This window comes from Arthrobacter sp. 4R501, from assembly GCF_002929755.1.
In the GTDB taxonomy this organism is placed as follows: domain Bacteria; phylum Actinomycetota; class Actinomycetes; order Actinomycetales; family Micrococcaceae; genus Arthrobacter.
On sequence record NZ_PJIW01000002.1, the window covers coordinates 155586 to 171791 of the forward strand.

Annotated in this window: 16 protein-coding genes; 4 read left to right on the forward strand and 12 right to left on the reverse strand. The window is 66.8% G+C overall.

Going from position 1 to position 16206, the window contains the following annotated elements; genetic code table 11:
• Positions 1 to 29: 29 nt before the first annotated feature.
• From CXR02_RS02230 to CXR02_RS02245, 4 genes are all read right to left on the reverse strand, one after another.
• Positions 30 to 482: an SseB family protein gene (locus CXR02_RS02230; RefSeq protein WP_104060508.1), complete on the reverse strand. Its 453-nt coding sequence runs from the start codon at positions 480 to 482 to the stop codon at positions 30 to 32.
• 138 nt (positions 483 to 620) lie between these two features.
• Positions 621 to 3350: a type I DNA topoisomerase gene (gene topA / locus CXR02_RS02235; protein ID WP_104060509.1), complete on the reverse strand. Its 2730-nt coding sequence runs from the start codon at positions 3348 to 3350 to the stop codon at positions 621 to 623.
• Positions 3351 to 3506: 156 nt separating this feature from the next.
• Positions 3507 to 5231 (reverse strand): methyltransferase, encoded by a 1725-nt coding sequence (locus tag CXR02_RS02240; protein WP_104060510.1) that lies wholly within the window; start codon positions 5229 to 5231, stop codon positions 3507 to 3509.
• A 111-nt stretch (positions 5232 to 5342) separates the two neighbouring features.
• Complete coding sequence (locus CXR02_RS02245; RefSeq protein WP_104060511.1) at positions 5343 to 6125, reverse strand: MerR family transcriptional regulator; 783 nt, start codon at positions 6123 to 6125, stop codon at positions 5343 to 5345.
• A 139-nt stretch (positions 6126 to 6264) separates the two neighbouring features.
• Between CXR02_RS02245 and CXR02_RS02250 the strand changes: the two genes are divergently transcribed.
• Both CXR02_RS02250 and CXR02_RS02255 read left to right on the forward strand, forming a co-directional pair.
• Positions 6265 to 6702: a hypothetical protein gene (locus CXR02_RS02250; protein WP_104060512.1), complete on the forward strand. Its 438-nt coding sequence runs from the start codon at positions 6265 to 6267 to the stop codon at positions 6700 to 6702.
• A 131-nt stretch (positions 6703 to 6833) separates the two neighbouring features.
• Positions 6834 to 7427, forward strand: a complete 594-nt coding sequence (locus CXR02_RS02255; RefSeq protein WP_258060671.1) for a hypothetical protein — start codon at positions 6834 to 6836, stop codon at positions 7425 to 7427.
• Between the two features lie 64 nt (positions 7428 to 7491).
• On the opposite strand, the gene CXR02_RS02260 is transcribed toward CXR02_RS02255, so the two are convergent.
• Together CXR02_RS02260 and CXR02_RS02265 are read right to left on the reverse strand one after the other, a co-directional pair.
• On the reverse strand, positions 7492 to 8385 hold the full coding sequence (locus CXR02_RS02260; RefSeq protein WP_104060514.1) for a rhodanese-related sulfurtransferase: 894 nt from the start codon (positions 8383 to 8385) through the stop codon (positions 7492 to 7494).
• Positions 8386 to 8436: 51 nt separating this feature from the next.
• The gene (locus CXR02_RS02265) at positions 8437 to 8895 is read right to left on the reverse strand and encodes a hypothetical protein (RefSeq protein WP_104060515.1); all 459 of its coding nucleotides are present in this window, start codon (positions 8893 to 8895) and stop codon (positions 8437 to 8439) included.
• A gap of 95 nt (positions 8896 to 8990) precedes the next feature.
• Here CXR02_RS02265 and CXR02_RS02270 point away from each other — a divergent pair, with 95 nt between their 5' ends.
• Positions 8991 to 9683 carry a GNAT family N-acetyltransferase gene (locus CXR02_RS02270; protein ID WP_104060516.1) on the forward strand — a complete coding sequence of 231 codons (693 nt, stop codon included), beginning with the start codon at positions 8991 to 8993 and terminating at the stop codon, positions 9681 to 9683.
• 27 nt (positions 9684 to 9710) lie between these two features.
• Positions 9711 to 12140, forward strand: coding sequence for a DEAD/DEAH box helicase (locus tag CXR02_RS02275; RefSeq protein ID WP_258060672.1), 2430 nt, complete (start codon positions 9711 to 9713; stop codon positions 12138 to 12140).
• On the opposite strand, the gene CXR02_RS02280 is transcribed toward CXR02_RS02275, so the two are convergent.
• The 6 genes from CXR02_RS02280 to CXR02_RS02305 form a co-directional block, all read right to left on the reverse strand.
• On the reverse strand, positions 12113 to 12472 hold the full coding sequence (locus CXR02_RS02280; RefSeq protein WP_104060517.1) for an Rv3654c family TadE-like protein: 360 nt from the start codon (positions 12470 to 12472) through the stop codon (positions 12113 to 12115). The two genes, CXR02_RS02275 and CXR02_RS02280, sit on opposite strands and share 28 nt — an antisense overlap.
• Complete coding sequence (locus tag CXR02_RS02285; RefSeq protein ID WP_104060518.1) at positions 12469 to 13008, reverse strand: TadE family type IV pilus minor pilin; 540 nt, start codon at positions 13006 to 13008, stop codon at positions 12469 to 12471. Before CXR02_RS02285 ends, CXR02_RS02280 begins: the two co-directional genes overlap by 4 nt.
• Positions 13005 to 13364: a DUF4244 domain-containing protein gene (locus tag CXR02_RS02290; RefSeq protein ID WP_104060519.1), complete on the reverse strand. Its 360-nt coding sequence runs from the start codon at positions 13362 to 13364 to the stop codon at positions 13005 to 13007. Before CXR02_RS02290 ends, CXR02_RS02285 begins: the two co-directional genes overlap by 4 nt.
• A gap of 173 nt (positions 13365 to 13537) precedes the next feature.
• Complete coding sequence (locus CXR02_RS02295; protein ID WP_104060520.1) at positions 13538 to 14146, reverse strand: type II secretion system F family protein; 609 nt, start codon at positions 14144 to 14146, stop codon at positions 13538 to 13540.
• A complete protein-coding gene (locus CXR02_RS02300; protein ID WP_104060521.1) occupies positions 14143 to 15024 on the reverse strand; it encodes a type II secretion system F family protein in 882 nt (293 codons plus the stop codon). The genes CXR02_RS02295 and CXR02_RS02300 overlap by 4 nt, the downstream gene beginning before the upstream one ends.
• Positions 15021 to 16196 carry a TadA family conjugal transfer-associated ATPase gene (locus CXR02_RS02305; protein ID WP_258060711.1) on the reverse strand — a complete coding sequence of 392 codons (1176 nt, stop codon included), beginning with the start codon at positions 16194 to 16196 and terminating at the stop codon, positions 15021 to 15023. The genes CXR02_RS02300 and CXR02_RS02305 overlap by 4 nt, the downstream gene beginning before the upstream one ends.
• Positions 16197 to 16206 lie beyond the last annotated feature (10 nt).

Consider the following 16206-nt stretch of genomic DNA (forward strand, 5'->3'; position numbering starts at 1 on the left):
GCCCTCACTCACAACCTGCACTAAAGATGTCAGTTTGCGGAGGCGTCCTCGGGTGCGCCGTCGGGAAGCTCATCCGCCCGCTTGAAGTCGCGCTTGATGTTGGCGACGCCCTCCGGGTTGATCTCAAACCCGTACGCAGCGCCGGGGTTGATCACCATGCCCAATTCCTCGCCAATGTTGGCGATGATGGCTGCACCCTGGGTCCCCAGGACGTTCGGGGCCGCCTCAAGATACTGCTCGTCAACGCGGCTGGGGTGCGAGAACACCGCAAGGACGGGCTCGCCGTCGGCGTTCGCCAATACCAGCGGCTCCACCTGGGAATCCTCCCCCTCGATCCCGTCGGTGCTGATGACGTAGACCTCGCTGTTGAGGAAGGACAGGATGACGTCCACCGGGCTGCCCTCGGGCTGGCCGCCCAGGGCGAGCTTCTCTTCGAGTTCGTTGAGCGGCGTGAGATCGGCTGTGCCGGGCTGTTCAGTCATGTATCTACTCGACCACGTTGTGCCCGCCACCGCAATTCCGAGGATGACACACGGGCCGGGATGGGAGGAATCCGGCAGCGTGCGTCTAAGCGAGGAACGAGCGAGCACGCCGAGGATTTCTGCCATCCCGGCCCTGAGTTACTTCTTGGCTGGTGCCTTCTTCTTGGCCGGGGCCTTGCGGGCCGTTGTGGCGCGCTTGACCGGACCCTTGGCCCGCTTCTCGGCGAGGAGTTCAATGGCCTGTTCGCGGGTCAGTTCCTCCAGCGACGTGGACCGCGGGACGGTGATGTTGGTGATGCCGTCGGTGATGTACGGGCCGAAGCGGCCTTCCTTGACCACGATGTTCTTCTCGGAAACGGGGTCCGGTCCGAACTCGGCCAGCGGCGCCACCGCGGCCCGGGCGCCGCGCTGCTTGGGCTGCGAGTAGATCTCCAGCGCCTGCTCCAGCGTGATGCTGAAGATTTCCTCTTCGGTGCCGATGGAGCGGGAGTCCGTGCCCTTCTTCAGGTACGGGCCGAAGCGACCGTTCTGCACGGTGATGAGGTTGCCTTCGGCGTCCTCACCCAGGGCGCGGGGCAGGCTCATCAGCTGCAGCGCTTCGTCCAGGGTCACAGAATCCACGGTCATGGATGCGAACAGCGAACCGGTGCGCGGCTTGGCCTTGACGGGCTTTTTCGGCGGCTTCGGCTTGCCGTTCTTGTAGTACTCCACGGGCTGGTTGGCCAGCTGTTCCTCGGTCATCTCCGGGATGACTTCGGTGACGTACGCGCCGTAGCGGCCGTTCTTGGCGACAACGCTGTGCCCGGTGTGGGGGTCGTCGCCCAGTACGCGTTCTTCCGGCGCAGCCGTTTCCATGAGTTCGATGGCTTTCGCCGCCGTCAGTTCGTCCGGCGCCAGGTCCTCGGGGACGTTGGCGCGGGAGTTCTCCACGATTTCACCGGTCTTGGCGTCCACCGTGGCAGCGGAGCTTTCCAGGTACGGGCCGAACTTACCCACCCGCAGCGTGATCTCATCCGTGATGGGAATGGAGTTGATTTCCCGGGCATCGATCTCACCCAGGTTGTTCACGATGCTGAGCAGGCCCGGATCGGAGTCTTCACCGTAGTAGAAGTGCTTGAGCCAGGCAGACCCAACGGCCTGGCCGTTGGCGATCTTGTCCAGGTCGCCTTCCATGTCCGCCGTGAACTCGTAGTCCACATAGTCGGTGAAGTGCTGCTCGAGCAGCCGGATCACGGAGAACGCGATCCAGCTGGGCACCAGCGCGGAACCCTGCTTCCGGACGTAGCCGCGGTCCTGGATGGTGGAAATGGTGGAGGCATAGGTTGAAGGTCGGCCGATGCCCTTCTTCTCCAGCTCGGCCGTCAGCGAAGCTTCGGTGAAGCGCGGAGGCGGCGACGTCTCGTGACCCACGGCAACAATGTCCGACGCCGTGAGGGCATCGTCCTTGGCCACGTTCGGCAGCCGCCGGGCTTCGTCGGATTCGTCGTCCCCGCGGCTTTCGTCCTTGCCTTCTTCATAGGCGGCCAGGAAGCCCGGGAAGGTGATGACGGTGCCGGAGGCGGAGAACTCGGCGTCCCGGCCATCGGTGGCCACGGCACCCAGGCGGATGGTCGCCGTCGAGCCCTTGGCGTCACCCATCTGGGATGCGACGGTGCGCTTCCAGATCAGTTCGTACAGGCGGAACTCGTCGCCGGAGAGCTGCTTGGCCACCTGCGCCGGGGTGCGGAAGGAGTCACCGGCGGGGCGGATGGCCTCGTGGGCTTCCTGCGCGTTCGCGGCCTTGCTGGTGTACACGCGGGGCGACGCCGGGATGTACTCCGGGCCGTACAGCTCGGAGGCCTGGCGGCGGGCGGCCGTGACGGCTTCGTCGCTCAGCGCCGAGGAGTCGGTACGCATATAGGTGATGTAGCCGTTTTCGTACAGCCGTTGGGCCACCTGCATGGTGCTCTTCGAGGAGAAGCGGAGCTTGCGGCCGGCCTCCTGCTGCAGCGTGGACGTGGTGAACGGCGCGGCCGGACGGCGTGTGTACGGCTTGGTGTCCACGGACCGGACGCGGAAGTCCGCATCCTGGAGACCGGCGGCCAGCGACGTGGCGAGTTCCTCGTTGAGGTGCGCCGCATTGCGCGAGGTGAGGACGCCGTCGTCGTTGAAGTCGCGGCCCGAAGCGACCTTGGCCCCGTCAACCGCAGCGAGTTTCGCCTTGAACGAACCGGCACCGGCGCCGAACTGGCCCGTGAGGTCCCAGTACGAGGCGGCCTTGAAGGCCATGCGTTCGCGTTCACGGTCCACCACCATGCGCGTGACCACAGACTGCACGCGGCCGGCGGAAAGTCCGCGGGCAACCTTGCGCCAGAGCACGGGGGAAATCTCGTAGCCGTAGAGGCGGTCAAGGACGCGGCGGGTTTCCTGCGCGTCCACCAGGGCCGTATCAACATCGCGCAGGTTGTCCATGGCGCGGTGGATGGCTTCCTTGGTGATTTCGCCGAACGTCATCCGGTACACCGGGACCTTGGGCTTAAGCACTTCCAGCAGGTGCCACGCGATGGCCTCGCCCTCGCGGTCCCCATCGGTTGCGAGATAGAGGGCGTCGGCATCCTTGAGCGCGGCCTTCAGCTCGGTGACCTTTTTCCGCTTGTCCGCGGACACCACGTAATACGGTTTGAAGTCGTTTTCGATGTCGACGGCGAACTTGCCCACCGAGGTTTTCTTCAGTTCTGCAGGAAGCTCAGACGGCTGCGGCAGGTCGCGGATGTGACCAATGGAGGCCTCTACGATGAAGCCCTCGCCGAGGTACTTGGCGATGGTCTTGCTCTTGGCCGGAGACTCCACAATCACGAGTTTCTTGCCTGTTTTGGCCTTGCTTGGCACGGTGCTCCTACAGAAAAAGGTTGCTCGGGCAGATGAGCCCATATTGGCCTAGTTCACCATATTTTGGACAATAGTGCGCATTCATGTGGAAAACCCGCCGACTCATCGGGCACGTCCGAGACCCCGATTTGGGGTGTTCCGGGGCCCGCCAAACCACTATTCGGCAGGCTCGGAAGGGACCAGGAAACCGTCGCTGACCAGGTTCGCGACGTCGTCGAGCAGCCTGGTCTGGAACGCGTCGCCGTCGAACCCGTCCTCCCCGGCGAGGCTCCCGCCGAGCAGCGCGGCAAGGGCTCCGATGATCTGGCCGACGGAGAGGTCACCGTCGCAGGCGGAGACAAATCCGGCGAGTTCGGTGCTGAGCAGATTGGTCCGGCGCAGGCCCGCACCCTGGCGCAGCAGGATCACGCCGGGGTGCTCCGCGCCGGGGCGCTGATGGCGTTCCTCGGTGACGTCGTCCGCCACGAGCAGGTGCGCGTCCGCCAGGCTGTTGGCGGCCAGCCAGTCGGAACGCTCGACGGCGGCGCCCAGGTGAGGCCCGATGGGCTGCTCAATGGGGTACGTGATTTCCTCAAAGCGGCTGATGGAGGCGGCGCGGGATTCCGCCAGCGGCCGGCGCAGCCAGATCATGCCGAAGCCGATCCCCGCCACGTTCCGGGACGCGAAGTCCGCCAGGTACGCGGCATAGGCGTCCCGGTAATGCTTCCGGTCGCGGGATTCGGACGCGTCCTGCAGCCACGTTTCGGCGTACTGCTCCGGGCCCACCTGCTCGCGCTGGATGAACCAGGCGTCCGCGTCCGGACCGATCCAGCTCCTGGGCCGTACGTACCACTCGGTCCCCGCAGGAATTTCCCAGTTGCCCAGCATCTGTGCGGTGCCGCCGGGGGCCAGGGCACCGGGCAGCGCCGCCACGAGCGAGGACACAATGTCATCGCCGGGCAGGCCGCCGTCACGGTAGGTGAACTGCCCGGACGCGGCTTCGCCCAGGATCCGCGGGGTGATGACGAATGGCGGGTTGGACACCACCAGTTCGAATTCCTCCCCGGCCACCGGCTCCAGGAGCGACCCCAGCCGAAGGCTGACCCGGTCCTCCAGCGTGTCCGGGTCCAGGTGCAGGGCCGCGGCATTAAGGATGAGGTTGAACCGGGTGAAAGCCAGCGCCCGCTCCGAGATGTCCGTTGACGTCACGTGCTCGGCATGGTGCAGGAGGTGGAAGGACTGGATGCCGCAGCCCGTGCCCAGGTCCAGGGCCTTGGCGACGTGGCGGCGGACGGTGGTCTGCACCAGCGTGGTGGACGCCTGCCCGATCCCCAGCACGTGGTCGTGCCGCAGCATGCCAGCCTGCTGGTGCGCGGCGAGGTCGCTGGCCACCCAGAGCTCGGCGCCCCCGCTGCCGTCCTCATTGGCGTCCCAGCCGTACGGCCGCAGATCCGCTTTCGCCTGCAGCAAGTCCTGCGCCGGCTGATCGGCGGCGGGCAGCTCGGGGCCGGGCCGATCTGGGCCGGGCACGGGCTCGAGCAGCCCCAGCTCGATCAGGCCGTCGGCCCGGATTCCCGGCAGGGCGGCGTCGAGCGTTTCCCGTGTTTGCGGTTCTGCCAGGAGCCAGAGACGGACGACGGCGGCGAGCGCCGCCGTCGTCTTCTCACCGTGCGCACCCTCTGCCGCATCAATCTGAAGGGCGCTTTCGGTGGCCAGCAGCGCCGGGATGATCTGGTCCCGGTTTAGCGCGCGGTAGGCTGACTCGCCCAGCAGCCCCGCCACGCCGTCGAGCGTGTAATCCACCCGGCGCAGGTCCGCGGCGAGCGCCGTCAGCAGCCCGGGGAGGTCGCTGCGCGGGGCATCGGGGGTGTTGCCGGCCAGGAAAAGCGTGGAATCAGTCACTGGCCAAGTCTATTGGCGGGGTGCACCCACGAAGTCGCCCAAGTAGCTGGCAGTTAACGTCGCCATTCGCGCGGATGACGACGTTAACTGCGACTCAGTTGGGAGGTGCGGCTACAGGTTTTCCGCCGCGTAGATCTTCAGGGCATCCCGGACGAAGCCGGCGCCCTCCGCGCCGCCGTAGTTCTTCGCGAAGCGGGGGTCAGCAACGTACATTTCGCCGAGCCCGGTGACGTATGCCTTGACGTCAGCGTTGCCCTTGCGGTCAGCCTGGCCGCGGGCGTCCGACGCCGGCGTGCCCGGGATGCCGGTCAGCCATTCGACGTGCCGCCTCGCGATGTCCTGGGCCGCCGCGCTGTCCGGTGCGATACCCGCCGTGGCGGCTGCGATCCAGTCCTCGCCGAGCTTCTGCGAGCGCTGCTTCCACGCGGCCTTCTCCTCGGTGCTCATGCCGCGCCACCACGAATCCCCCTTCGCGTAGGCGTCCTTGCCCCAGCGTTCCTCCACTTCGTCCTTGTACTGCGTGTGGTCGAAACCGTTGAACATGTCCTCTGCCATGATTTCGCCACCTCCTTTCACTGCTTCGATGGTTTGTGTGACCGACGCGATCTGCCGCGCCAGCCTGTCCTGTTCCTGCTTGAGCCATTCGAGATGCCCGGTGAGGGCCTGGACGGCGTCCGTTTCGTCGTCGAGCACCTGGCTGATCACCGGCAGGCCCAGCCCCAGCCCGCGCAGGAGCAGGATGCGCTGGAGCTGCACCAGCGCCGCCTGGTTGTAGTAGCGGTAACCGTTGTGGCCGGTGCGGCTGGGCTTGAGCAGGCCGATGTCGTCATAGTGCCGCAGCGTCCTGCTGGTGGTCCCTGCGATCCGGGCGATGTCCTGGATGGACCAGTCCATGTGTTCCTCCTTCCTGCCCTATTTGCGGGATGGTCCGGACGTTCTGGTCCGGCTGATGGTTCAACGATAAATGTTGACGATGCGTCAAGGTCAAGGGACTGAATCACGGAGCACAGATGGAGCCGGGTAAGTTGGAAGCATGGCTGTTATTCCTTCGTCCTTTCCGCGCGCCCTCTCCGCTGTGGCTGCCGCAGCTGTCCTCCTGGGCCTCTCTGCCTGCGCGCAGCAGCTTTCGGTGGAGAACGCCGATGTTCCGGCCTGGAAAGCCACGGCTATGCCGTCGGCCAGCGGCGTTGTTGCCGAGGACTCCGGCAAAATTCTCAACGCCCAACCCATTGACCATACGGAGAACGTGCCGGCAGGCAAGTACACGCTGACACTCGTCTGTGAAGGCGGCGGCAAGGCCTTCCTCGCAGTGCGGTCCGGCGGCAAGGAACTCGCCGACCTCGGGGCCGCCTGCTACGGTGCCCGGGAGTCCATCAAAATCACACTCCCGGAATCCGGACCGCTGCAGCTCAGTGCCTCCAGCGTCGACGCACCGCTGATCTACGCCTACCAGCTGGTAACCGCGGGTTAGTCCCGTCGAATCCACCGTGCAGCTGACCGCCGAACAGGTGACCGCTACGCTGCCGCCCTCCCCCTGACCGGCACGCCCCTCACTTCCCCGAGGCTCTGGATTGGGGTCCGTGCCGGGCATAGAGTCGGAGTATGCCCGCAACGCAGGGGGCGCCGCCGCCCCGCAGGGCGGTACTTCGTCCGGGCACTTGCCCGTCCCGGTCAGTCTCCGTGCGCACCCGGGTGAGGGCCGCCGTCGTGCTCTGGACGGCGGGCGCCCTGGTGGTCGGAACTGCGCTCGCCGGATGTGAATACACGTACAACGAAGGGTGGCGTCCCGCCGAGGCCCCGGCCGCGCCGGAGGTGACCGAGCCGGGGCCACGCGCTGATTTGTGGCGGAACGATCCCGTCAGCGAGGCTGAAATGGAGGCCTGGCTGACGGAGTCCCAGGTGGGGCCCGGCCTGCAGGTGGCGCATAGGACATTCGGCCTGTTGCGCGCCGAGGAAATCCGAACGGAGGCGACGGCGCCCCTCCCCACCGGAACCTACGTCCTGGTGCTGGTGTGCCGGAGCCAGCGGCGCGTCGAATTCAAAGTCCGCAATGACGAATTCACCATGGTGGACCTCAGCCTGCGCTGCGGATCGCGGCGCGAAAGCGTGATCTACCTGTCCAAGGAAACGGTGCTGCATTTCCAGGTCGAAGCGCAGTCCCCCGCCAATTTCGCGTACCGGCTGTCCCGGCTTTGAACTGTTATGCCTGCCACGCAACTCAGGCCGCACCGTTCAGGCCACGCAACTCAGGCCGCACCGTTCAGGCCGCGCAGCCTTCGGGGCAGCGCAGCGTCTCCGGGCTGGCGGCACACTCGGCGCAATACAAGGTCAGCGTGCGGCAGCTCGGGTTGGAGCAGTTCTCGAATTTGCTGGTGGGCGCGGCACAGCGGACGCACTCACCGATGGTCTTGGCGTCCGCACTGAATTCCAGGTGCATGCGCTTGTCGAACACGTAGAGCGAGCCTTCCCAGAGGCCCTGGTCCTTGAACGTTTCGCCGTAGCGGACGATGCCGCCGTCGAGCTGGTACACCTGCTTGAAACCGCGGTTCACCATCAGGCTGGAGAGCACCTCGCAGCGGATGCCGCCGGTGCAATACGTGACCACCGGTTTGTCCTTGAGGGCGTCGTACTTGCCGGAGTCGAGCTCCTTGATGAAATCGTGGGTGGTAGCCACGTCAGGGACGATCGCGTCCTTGAACTTGCCGATCTGGGCCTCGAAGGCGTTGCGGCCGTCGAAGAACACCACGTCCTCGCCGGCCTGTTTGGTGGCCGCCACCAGTTCGTGCAGTTCCTCGGGCTTGAGGTGCGTGCCGCCGCCCACCACACCGTGCTCATCCACCTTGAGTTCGCCGGGCGCGCCGAAGGAGACGATCTCGTCCCGGACCTTAACGCTCAGCCGCGGGAAGTCCTCCGCGCCGCCGTCGGACCATTTCACGTCGATGCCGTGGAATCCCTTGTATTCGCGTGTGGTCTTCACGTATTGCTTGACGGCGCCGATCTCGCCGCCCACCGTGGCGTTGATGCCGTCCTTGGAAAGGAGGATGCGTCCGGTCAGCCCGAGTTTTTCGCACAGGGCACGCTGCCAGAGCCGCACCGCGTCCGGATCAGCGATGGGGGTAAAGCCGTAAAAGAGCACAATTCGGTTCAAAGCCACGTATTTAAGGGTACTGGGTTGCCGGGCACCGGGCCCGCCAGGTGGCCGGGGCTAAGGCTGCGCCGCTGCGATGGCGGCGTCGCGCCTGTTCAGGGCGGTTTCGGCCGTCCGGTACCCCAGGACGACGACGGCGAACGGCACCGCGGTGGCCGTCACGGCGGCCCCGAAAGCACCAGCGCCATTGTTGAGCGCGAGTTCTGCCGCACCGTCACCAACGAGGCGCGGCAACACAAACAGGACCAGCGCGGTGAGAAGCCCACCGAATCCCGGCCGGTGCACTCCTGCGGGCTCGGAGCGTGATCCCAGAAAATCCAGCGGGCGCTTCGAATTCCGGTAGGTCAGGGCGCCAGCCACCAGCGGGACGAGCCCGCCCGCAAGCCAGATCAGGTAGCCCACACCCGTGGCCGCCTCCCAGTATCTTGCGCCGCCCACCATGGCCACCATTAAGGCGACACAGACCAGCAGGGGCAGCGGAAAGGTGCTCTTGGACGGTTCCTTGGCGGCAGGCATTCGGTCAGTCTTGTCCTGTCACGATTGCATAAGCAAGTCACATCGGGGGCACCCGACCCCTGTTGCTTGCGTCGGGGCTGGAATACTCTCATGACATGAGTCCGGACGCCTTGGTTGAAGACATCACACGCCTTCTTGAAGTCTGGGTAGCTGGCTGGGCCGGCTGCCGCGGTTACCCGACAACAGTTGAGGGCCGATTCCCCGCCGCACTGCGGGCCGACACCACCGGGGATTGGGAATACTTCGCCCACGACCCCTCCGCTGACGAGTTCGCGGCCCTGGCTGCGAAGACTGCCGAGGCACCGCCGAGGGTCCTGACTATCCTCACCAACGACGTTGGCCGTTTCACGGCGCTGGCCCAAAAACACGGGCTGAACGTCACGTCCGCATCGCAGGCCATGATGATTGTGGACATGGCCACGCAGGATACGGAAGATCCGTGGCTCTCCGACGACGAATTGAACCTGGTCACCTCCCAGCTCGACGGCGTCCACCACGCCGTGGTCCGATCGGGTGACATGGTTGCGGCGAGCGGCAGGGTTTTTGTGGTGGGCGAGACTGCGGTGTTCGACAAGATTGTGGTCCAACCCGCGTTCCAGCGCCGCGGCCTGGGCAGCTTCATCATGAAGGCCCTTGCGGCGCAGGCCATCGGACCGGATGTGGAGAACGGCCTGCTGCTGGCCTCGATCGACGGCCAGAAGCTGTATTCCCACCTGGGCTGGTCAACTGTTTGCCGCGTGCTGATGCTGTCCACGTCCGACGAAGGCGCAGACCTTTCGGTGGGGTGATTTTTCCCCGGGTGAAAGAATGTTGGGGTGAACCCCCATGACTCCCTGATTCCATTGCTGGGCCGAGGCCCGGACCCGGAACAGCTGCGTCATGTCCGCACCATCCCAGCCCGGCAGGCAGTCCACGAGCCGTGGCCGGCGTGGGCACATCCAGATCTCGTGGCCGCGTACGGCTCCCTGGGCATCCACGAGCCCTACCGGCACCAGATCCAGGCCGCCAACCTGGCCCACGGCGGCGAGCACGTGGTGATCGCCACCGGCACCGCCTCCGGTAAGTCCCTGGCCTACCAGCTGCCGGCGCTTGACGCCATCCACCGCTCCGAACTGCGCGTCCTGTCCGAACCGGGAAAAATCCACGACGACGGCGCCGTAACGCTTTATCTCTCCCCCACGAAGGCACTCGCTGCCGACCAGCTCGCAGCCATCCGTTCCCTGAAACTGCCCACCGTACGGGCCGAGACGTACGACGGCGATACCGACCCCGCGTCCCGCCGGTGGATCCGGGACCACGCCAACTTCATCCTGGCGAATCCGGACATGCTCCACTTCGGCATCCTCCCCAATCACGCCTGGTGGGCCAGCTTCTTCCGGCGGCTGCGGTACGTGATCGTGGATGAGGCCCACAGCTACCGCGGGGTGTTCGGCTCGCACGTGGCCAACCTGATGCGCCGGCTGCGCCGCATCTGCGCGTACTACGGTGCCGGGACAACCCATCCAGGGCCGGTGTTCATCGCCGCTTCGGCCACGGCTTCTGAGCCAGGCACATCGTTCGGCCGCCTGATCGGGGCGCCGGTCCGGGCCGTTGCCGAGGACTGCTCGCCGCACGGTTCCACTACGGTGGCTTTCTGGGAGCCTGCCCTGACCGAGCTCAAGGGCGAGAACGGCGCCAGGGAACGCCGCACCGCCGTTGCTGAAACGGCCGATCTGCTGGCGAACCTGGTTTCGTCCCGCATCCGGACCATCGCCTTCATCAAGTCCCGCCGCGGTGCGGAGACAATCGCTTCGATCACCAAGCGCCTTCTGGACGACGTGGATCCCAGTCTTCCCCAACGCGTGGCCGCCTACCGCTCCGGGTACCTTCCGGAAGAACGCCGGGCCCTGGAAAAGGCCCTCCGCTCCGGCGAACTGCTGGGTGTCTCCAGCACATCCGCCCTTGAACTGGGGATCGACATTTCCGGGCTGGATGCCGTCCTGGTGGCGGGCTGGCCAGGCACCAGGGCGTCGCTGTTCCAGCAGATCGGCCGGGCCGGGCGCGCGGGCCAGGATGCGATTGCCGCGTTTGTGGCCAGCGATGATCCGCTCGACACCTACCTGGTGAACCATCCCGAGGCGATTTTCGACGTGTCGGTGGAGGCCACCGTCTTTGATCCGTCCAATCCCTATGTGCTGGGGCCCCATCTCTGCGCCGCCGCCGCGGAGCTTCCGCTGGGCGTGGCCGAACTGGGCCTTTTCGGCAGCACAGCAGAGACGCTGTTGGGCCGGCTGGTAGCGCAAGGGTATCTGCGGCGCCGGCCGGCGGGCTGGTTCTGGACGCACTCCCAGAGCGCTGCGGCCATGGTGAACCTTCGTGCCGACGGCGGCGGACCGGTGAGCATCGTTGACGCCGACACCGGCTCCCTCCTCGGGACCATGGATTCGCCCCAGACGCACTACCAGGCGCACACGGGTGCCATCTATGTGCACCAGGGCGACAGCTATGTGGTGGAGGACCTGAACGAAGACGAGCACTGTGTGGTGGTCCGGCGCGCCAACCCTGACTACTACACAACGGCCCGGGACGTGACCCAGATCGAAGTGCTCGAAACACTCCGGACTGAGCACTGGGGCGATATCGCCGTCCACTTCGGCGATGTGAAAGTGACAACGCAGGTGGTTTCCTTTCAGCGCAAGGCCTTGATTTCAAACGAAATCCTGGGCGAGGAGCCGCTGGAGCTGGGCGCCCGGGACCTCTTCACGAAGGCCGTCTGGTTTGTGGTGGAGAACCGTTCGCTGACAGGCGCCGGGCTCATCGAGGCGCAGTTCCCGGGGGCCCTGCACGCCGCCGAACACGCAGCGATCGGGCTGCTGCCGCTCGTGGCCTCCAGCGACCGCTGGGACATCGGCGGAGTATCAACCGCAATCCACGCCGACACCGGCGTGCCCACCATCTTTGTTTACGACGGGCATCCCGGCGGTGCCGGCTTTGCCGAACGCGGCTTCGACAAGGCAAAGGTGTGGCTCTCGGCGACGCGCGACGCCATCAAGGCGTGTGAATGCGAGTCGGGCTGCCCGTCCTGCGTCCAGTCCCCCAAATGTGGGAACAAGAACAACCCGCTGGACAAGGCTGCCGCCGTCACGCTCATCGACGTCCTCCTCAAAGACGCGCGCGAAATGCCTCTCCGCAGTGCGGAATTCCTGGCGAGCACGGAGCCGTTCAGCACCACAGCCGCTCAGGGCGGCGGTCCGGCCCGCGCCTGACCGGTGGCGGCGCCAACCAGTATGCGTGCATTCAGCTCCGTTCGGACCATGACGGTCTGACCGGCCCCTTCCGTACAGCTGACGAGTGCCGCCTCATGGCGGGCTGCTACCTCGGCGGCCACCGTGCAGGGGTCTCCGGACGTGATCCCGCGCAGGGCATCGGCCGCGGCAAGGGCCGCGAGGTCCGCCGCTGCCGCTGCCCTGCTGGCCATCACTGCGGACTGTGCGAACAGCAGCATCAGGGCCATCGCCATGATGACAACCAGCGCCAGTCCCGCAGCCAGTACTGCTCCGGAACCGCGCTCCGGATTGTCCCGGAATTGCCTATTCACAACGGCGCCTCCTCCGGGGCCCCGACCGGCTCCAACCCCGGGATGGCCGCGGCTGCCGGCGTTTCGCTCCGCGTGGTGGCCTTGGCCGTGAGTGTCCAGGGCACAGTTGCCCCCAGCGGTCCGCCCACACCGTCAGCCACCGTAACGCTGAGCCACTCGCCCTCGGCGGCAACGGACGCCGTTGCCGACGTCCCCGCCAAGGTCCTGACGATCCCCTCCACTGAAGCCGGGTCCTCGCCACGGGCCAGCGCCCTGGCGCCGGCCCGCGCCGCCTCCTCGAGCCTGAGCTGCGTGACGCCCGCGGAGGCTCCCGCCAAGAGCATTGCGAGGAGCAACAGTACTGCCGGCAGCGCTACCGCGAACTCCGCCGTCACGGCGCCGTGGGCATTCCCCGGCCCACGGCGGCGACGGAACCGGCGACGGAACGCGGCTGCCGGTCCCAGCGCCACGCGGCTTTCCACACCCTGGTTCCGGCAGCGGCCACGGCGGCTGCTCCGGTCATCAGCCCGTGGCAGCGCTGCCGGCGGCAGACTCATGGCAAGGCCAGCGCCGTGCGGATGAGGTTCAACAGGAATCCGCGCACTTCGTCGCTGCGGAGAATGAAGACAAGAAGTCCGGCGAAGCCAACCGCGGCAAGGGTGGCTATGGCGTATTCGGCCGTCGCCATTCCGGCCTCTGAAGCTGTGAGCCGCGGCCGGGACTTTTTCGCCTCGCTGGCACCGGGGTAAAGCTCCACGACGTTGCCAGCGGGCTCCGGGGCCTCCTCCCGTTGGCAGGTGCAAGCGCCCAGTCCTGCATTGGCAAGGACTACGGAGTCCCGTGCGGGGATACCCGCACCTCCCGTGCTGAGCTCCGGCGCGGCGGCGGAAAGGCTGTTTTGGATGATGGTCATGGTGACGGTTTCCCTTCTGTGCTCCGGCCGAGTTGCCGGCTGATTTCGACTCTTCCCGGCTCCGCAGATCTCGGTAAGTGCAAACATCCCGTAAGTGGACAAGTGCCGCTTGGAGCGGATTGTGGAGGACGGGACGGGGTGTGGAGGAATGGACCGTAGCCCAAATCCCGCGGTCAGGACCCGGACGGCACCAGTGCCAGCAGGACCGGGACTACGCCCAGGCAGATGAAGGCCGGGAGCGAGCACAGGCCCAGCGGAATGACCAGCTTCACGCCGAGCGAGGCCGCCCGTTTCTCCGCAGCGCGGAATCTTTCCCTGCGCAACCTCGCGGCCTGTGCGTAAAGGATGGCCGACGACGGCGCTCCGGTCAGGGCGGCGAATCCCAGTGCGTCACGCAATTCCAGGATTTCGGGAAGACGGACCTCGGAACTGCGCCAGGCTGTCTCCCAGTCGGCTCCGATGGCGAGCGCAGACACCACCGGACGCAGCGCCTTGCTGTAGTCCGCGGAGGCCGAGGCCGCGACGAGTTCCAGGGACCGGCCAATGCCAGACCCCGCGTCCAGCATCGCGGCCACGAGCTCAAGCATCATGGCCGTGTCACGCAATCCGTGAAGGCGGCCGCCTTGAGCGAGTGATTCATCGGCCCCATGCGGCCCGGCGCCCGCGTCCCCTCGCAGTCTGCGCAGTCGCTTTCGGACCCGGCTTGGCTGCGAAAGGGCAAGGCAGGCGGCAGCAGCCAGAACAACGGCCAAGGCAAGCCCCGGCACAAGGATGTCCGTCATGGCACACCGGCCCCGGCGGCAGCACCGACCAGGCGGGCGGACCAGATTCTTCCGGCGATGGTGAGGCCCACACCCGCTGCGAGGGCCGCCAGTCCCAGCGGGGTCCCGATCAGGATGGCCAAGGGATCCACGCCCAACGCTATTCCCAGGCCCAGTCCCATCAGCGGGAGCCACGTCAGGAGACCGACCGTGGCCTTCGGCCCGGCGAGGGCTGTCTGCCGCGCGGCCTCGGCGTCGTCTTCCACCTCCAGCTGTGCCGCAAAGCGCGCCAGGACATCAGCCAGAGGACAGCCGCTGGCTTCGGCAATGTCAAAGCAGGCGGCCAGCTCACACCAGATCCGTAACTCCCTGCCGTCGGCGCGCGAATACTCCGCAAGCGCGGCCTTCCGGATCGCCTCAGACACGGGAGCGCCCCGGAACGCTGCTGCCCGGACGGCGCCAAGCATCACCAGGGAGCCTGTGCTGAGGCTCGGACCGCTGCGCCCGGCCGCTGACCCGCGGATTGGTTCCGCCCTTCCGCCAAGGTCCTGCGATGCGCGTGAACCTGCGCCCGTAGTTGCGGAATCTGGCTCCCGACGGCCACCGTGGACCAGCCACAGTTCATCCCATAGCCGTGCCGGAGTGCGGCCGCCCTTCAGCAGCGCAGCAAGCTGCTGCACCACAAGGGTCAGTGACAGGTCATTCCGTTCCGGTCCGGCACGGAGCAACTTCCGCCACGAACCGCCCGTCCTGGTGCCACCAGCCCCGAGGCGAACCCGACGGGCGGGGCCCTGTCCTGCACTCCCCACGGCCCGCCGGAAACGCCCTGAGGCACCGCCGGGCGGGCTGAAGAGCAGCACGACCGCCAGCCCGAGGACCACGGCCAGCAGAAGTGTCATGCGGCGGCACCCGCCTCGGCGGACAGTCCCAGCCGCTTGCTCATCGCCTCCCAGGCTGGACCGGTGCCGACCTGGCCGCGTCCGGCCTCCAACGCCGGAACCACGGCTAGACCGCCGGGACCGTCCTGCACCACGCCCACGCAGGCAACATGCCGCCCCTGGCCGGACCGCTCCACGTGGACCACAACATCCAAGGCGCTGGCTGCCTGCAGCCGGACCGCGTCCTGGCCCATGCCTGCCAGAGCTCCCAAAGCTGTCAGGCGGGCCGGGACAGCGGTGGCCGCGTTCGCATGGATGGTCCCTCCCCCGCCAGTGTGGCCTGTGTTCATGGCGGTCAGGAGTTCCCGCACCTCGGCCCCACGGCATTCCCCCACCACCAGCCGGTCGGGCCGCATCCGCAGTGCCTGCCGGACCAGCTCGCCGAGATCCACTTCGCCGCCGCCTTCGAGGTTTCCGTGACGGGACTCCAGCGACACAATGTGCGGATGGACGGGGTTCAGTTCGGACGCGTCCTCAATCAGGACCAGCCGCTCTGCCGAGGAGCACAGCCCCAGCAGGGTGGACAGCAACGTCGTCTTTCCGGAACCCGTGGCCCCGCTGATCAGGAAACTCAGCCGCTGCTCAACAACCCGTTCAAGGACCTCCTGGACCACGCTGCCGAACATGCCGCCGGCACGGAGTTCGTCCATGGTGAAGACCTGCTCCCGCCGGATCCGGACGCTCAGCAAGGTGCCGGCTGTCGAAATGGGCGGCAGGACTGCGTGGACGCGGTATCCGCCCTCAAGCCTGACGTCAACGCACGGGGATCCGTCGTCCAGCCGCCTGCCGCCGGCGGCCACCAGCCGAGATGCCAGAGCCCGCACCTGTGCCTCGCCGGAAAACGAAACCCCTGCCGGTTCGAGGCCCTGACCCCGGTCGATCCAGACCGAGTCCGGGGCGTTGACGAAGATGTCGGTGACGTGGACATCCCGCGTCAGTTCCTGGAGCGGGCCGAGCCCGTTCAGCTCGGCGCTGATCCTTTCCACAGCGGCAAGGGAGCCGGCAGTCCCCAGCAGCCGGCCGGTGGCCTGGACGGCGGCGGCAACCCGGGACGGGGTGACAGGTCCGGCGTCGGCCATGACTGACTCACGGACGGTTTCCAACAGCGCCGAATCCAAAAAGCGCGGATCCAGGACGCGGGCC

Excerpts from the sequence above, each read along its gene's own strand:
- CXR02_RS02230 (WP_104060508.1), bottom strand. The coding sequence starts at position 482 with ATGACTGAACAGCCCGGCACAGCCGATCTCACGCCGCTCAACGAACTC.
- CXR02_RS02245 (WP_104060511.1), bottom strand. The coding sequence starts at position 6,125 with ATGGACTGGTCCATCCAGGACATCGCCCGGATCGCAGGGACCACCAGC.
- CXR02_RS02250 (WP_104060512.1), top strand. The coding sequence starts at position 6,265 with ATGGCTGTTATTCCTTCGTCCTTTCCGCGCGCCCTCTCCGCTGTGGCT.
- CXR02_RS02255 (WP_258060671.1), top strand. The coding sequence starts at position 6,834 with ATGCCCGCAACGCAGGGGGCGCCGCCGCCCCGCAGGGCGGTACTTCGT.
- CXR02_RS02265 (WP_104060515.1), bottom strand. The coding sequence starts at position 8,895 with ATGCCTGCCGCCAAGGAACCGTCCAAGAGCACCTTTCCGCTGCCCCTG.
- CXR02_RS02270 (WP_104060516.1), top strand. The coding sequence starts at position 8,991 with ATGAGTCCGGACGCCTTGGTTGAAGACATCACACGCCTTCTTGAAGTC.
- CXR02_RS02285 (WP_104060518.1), bottom strand. The coding sequence starts at position 13,008 with ATGAGTCTGCCGCCGGCAGCGCTGCCACGGGCTGATGACCGGAGCAGC.
- CXR02_RS02290 (WP_104060519.1), bottom strand. The coding sequence starts at position 13,364 with ATGACCATCATCCAAAACAGCCTTTCCGCCGCCGCGCCGGAGCTCAGC.
- CXR02_RS02295 (WP_104060520.1), bottom strand. The coding sequence starts at position 14,146 with ATGACGGACATCCTTGTGCCGGGGCTTGCCTTGGCCGTTGTTCTGGCT.
- CXR02_RS02300 (WP_104060521.1), bottom strand. The coding sequence starts at position 15,024 with ATGACACTTCTGCTGGCCGTGGTCCTCGGGCTGGCGGTCGTGCTGCTC.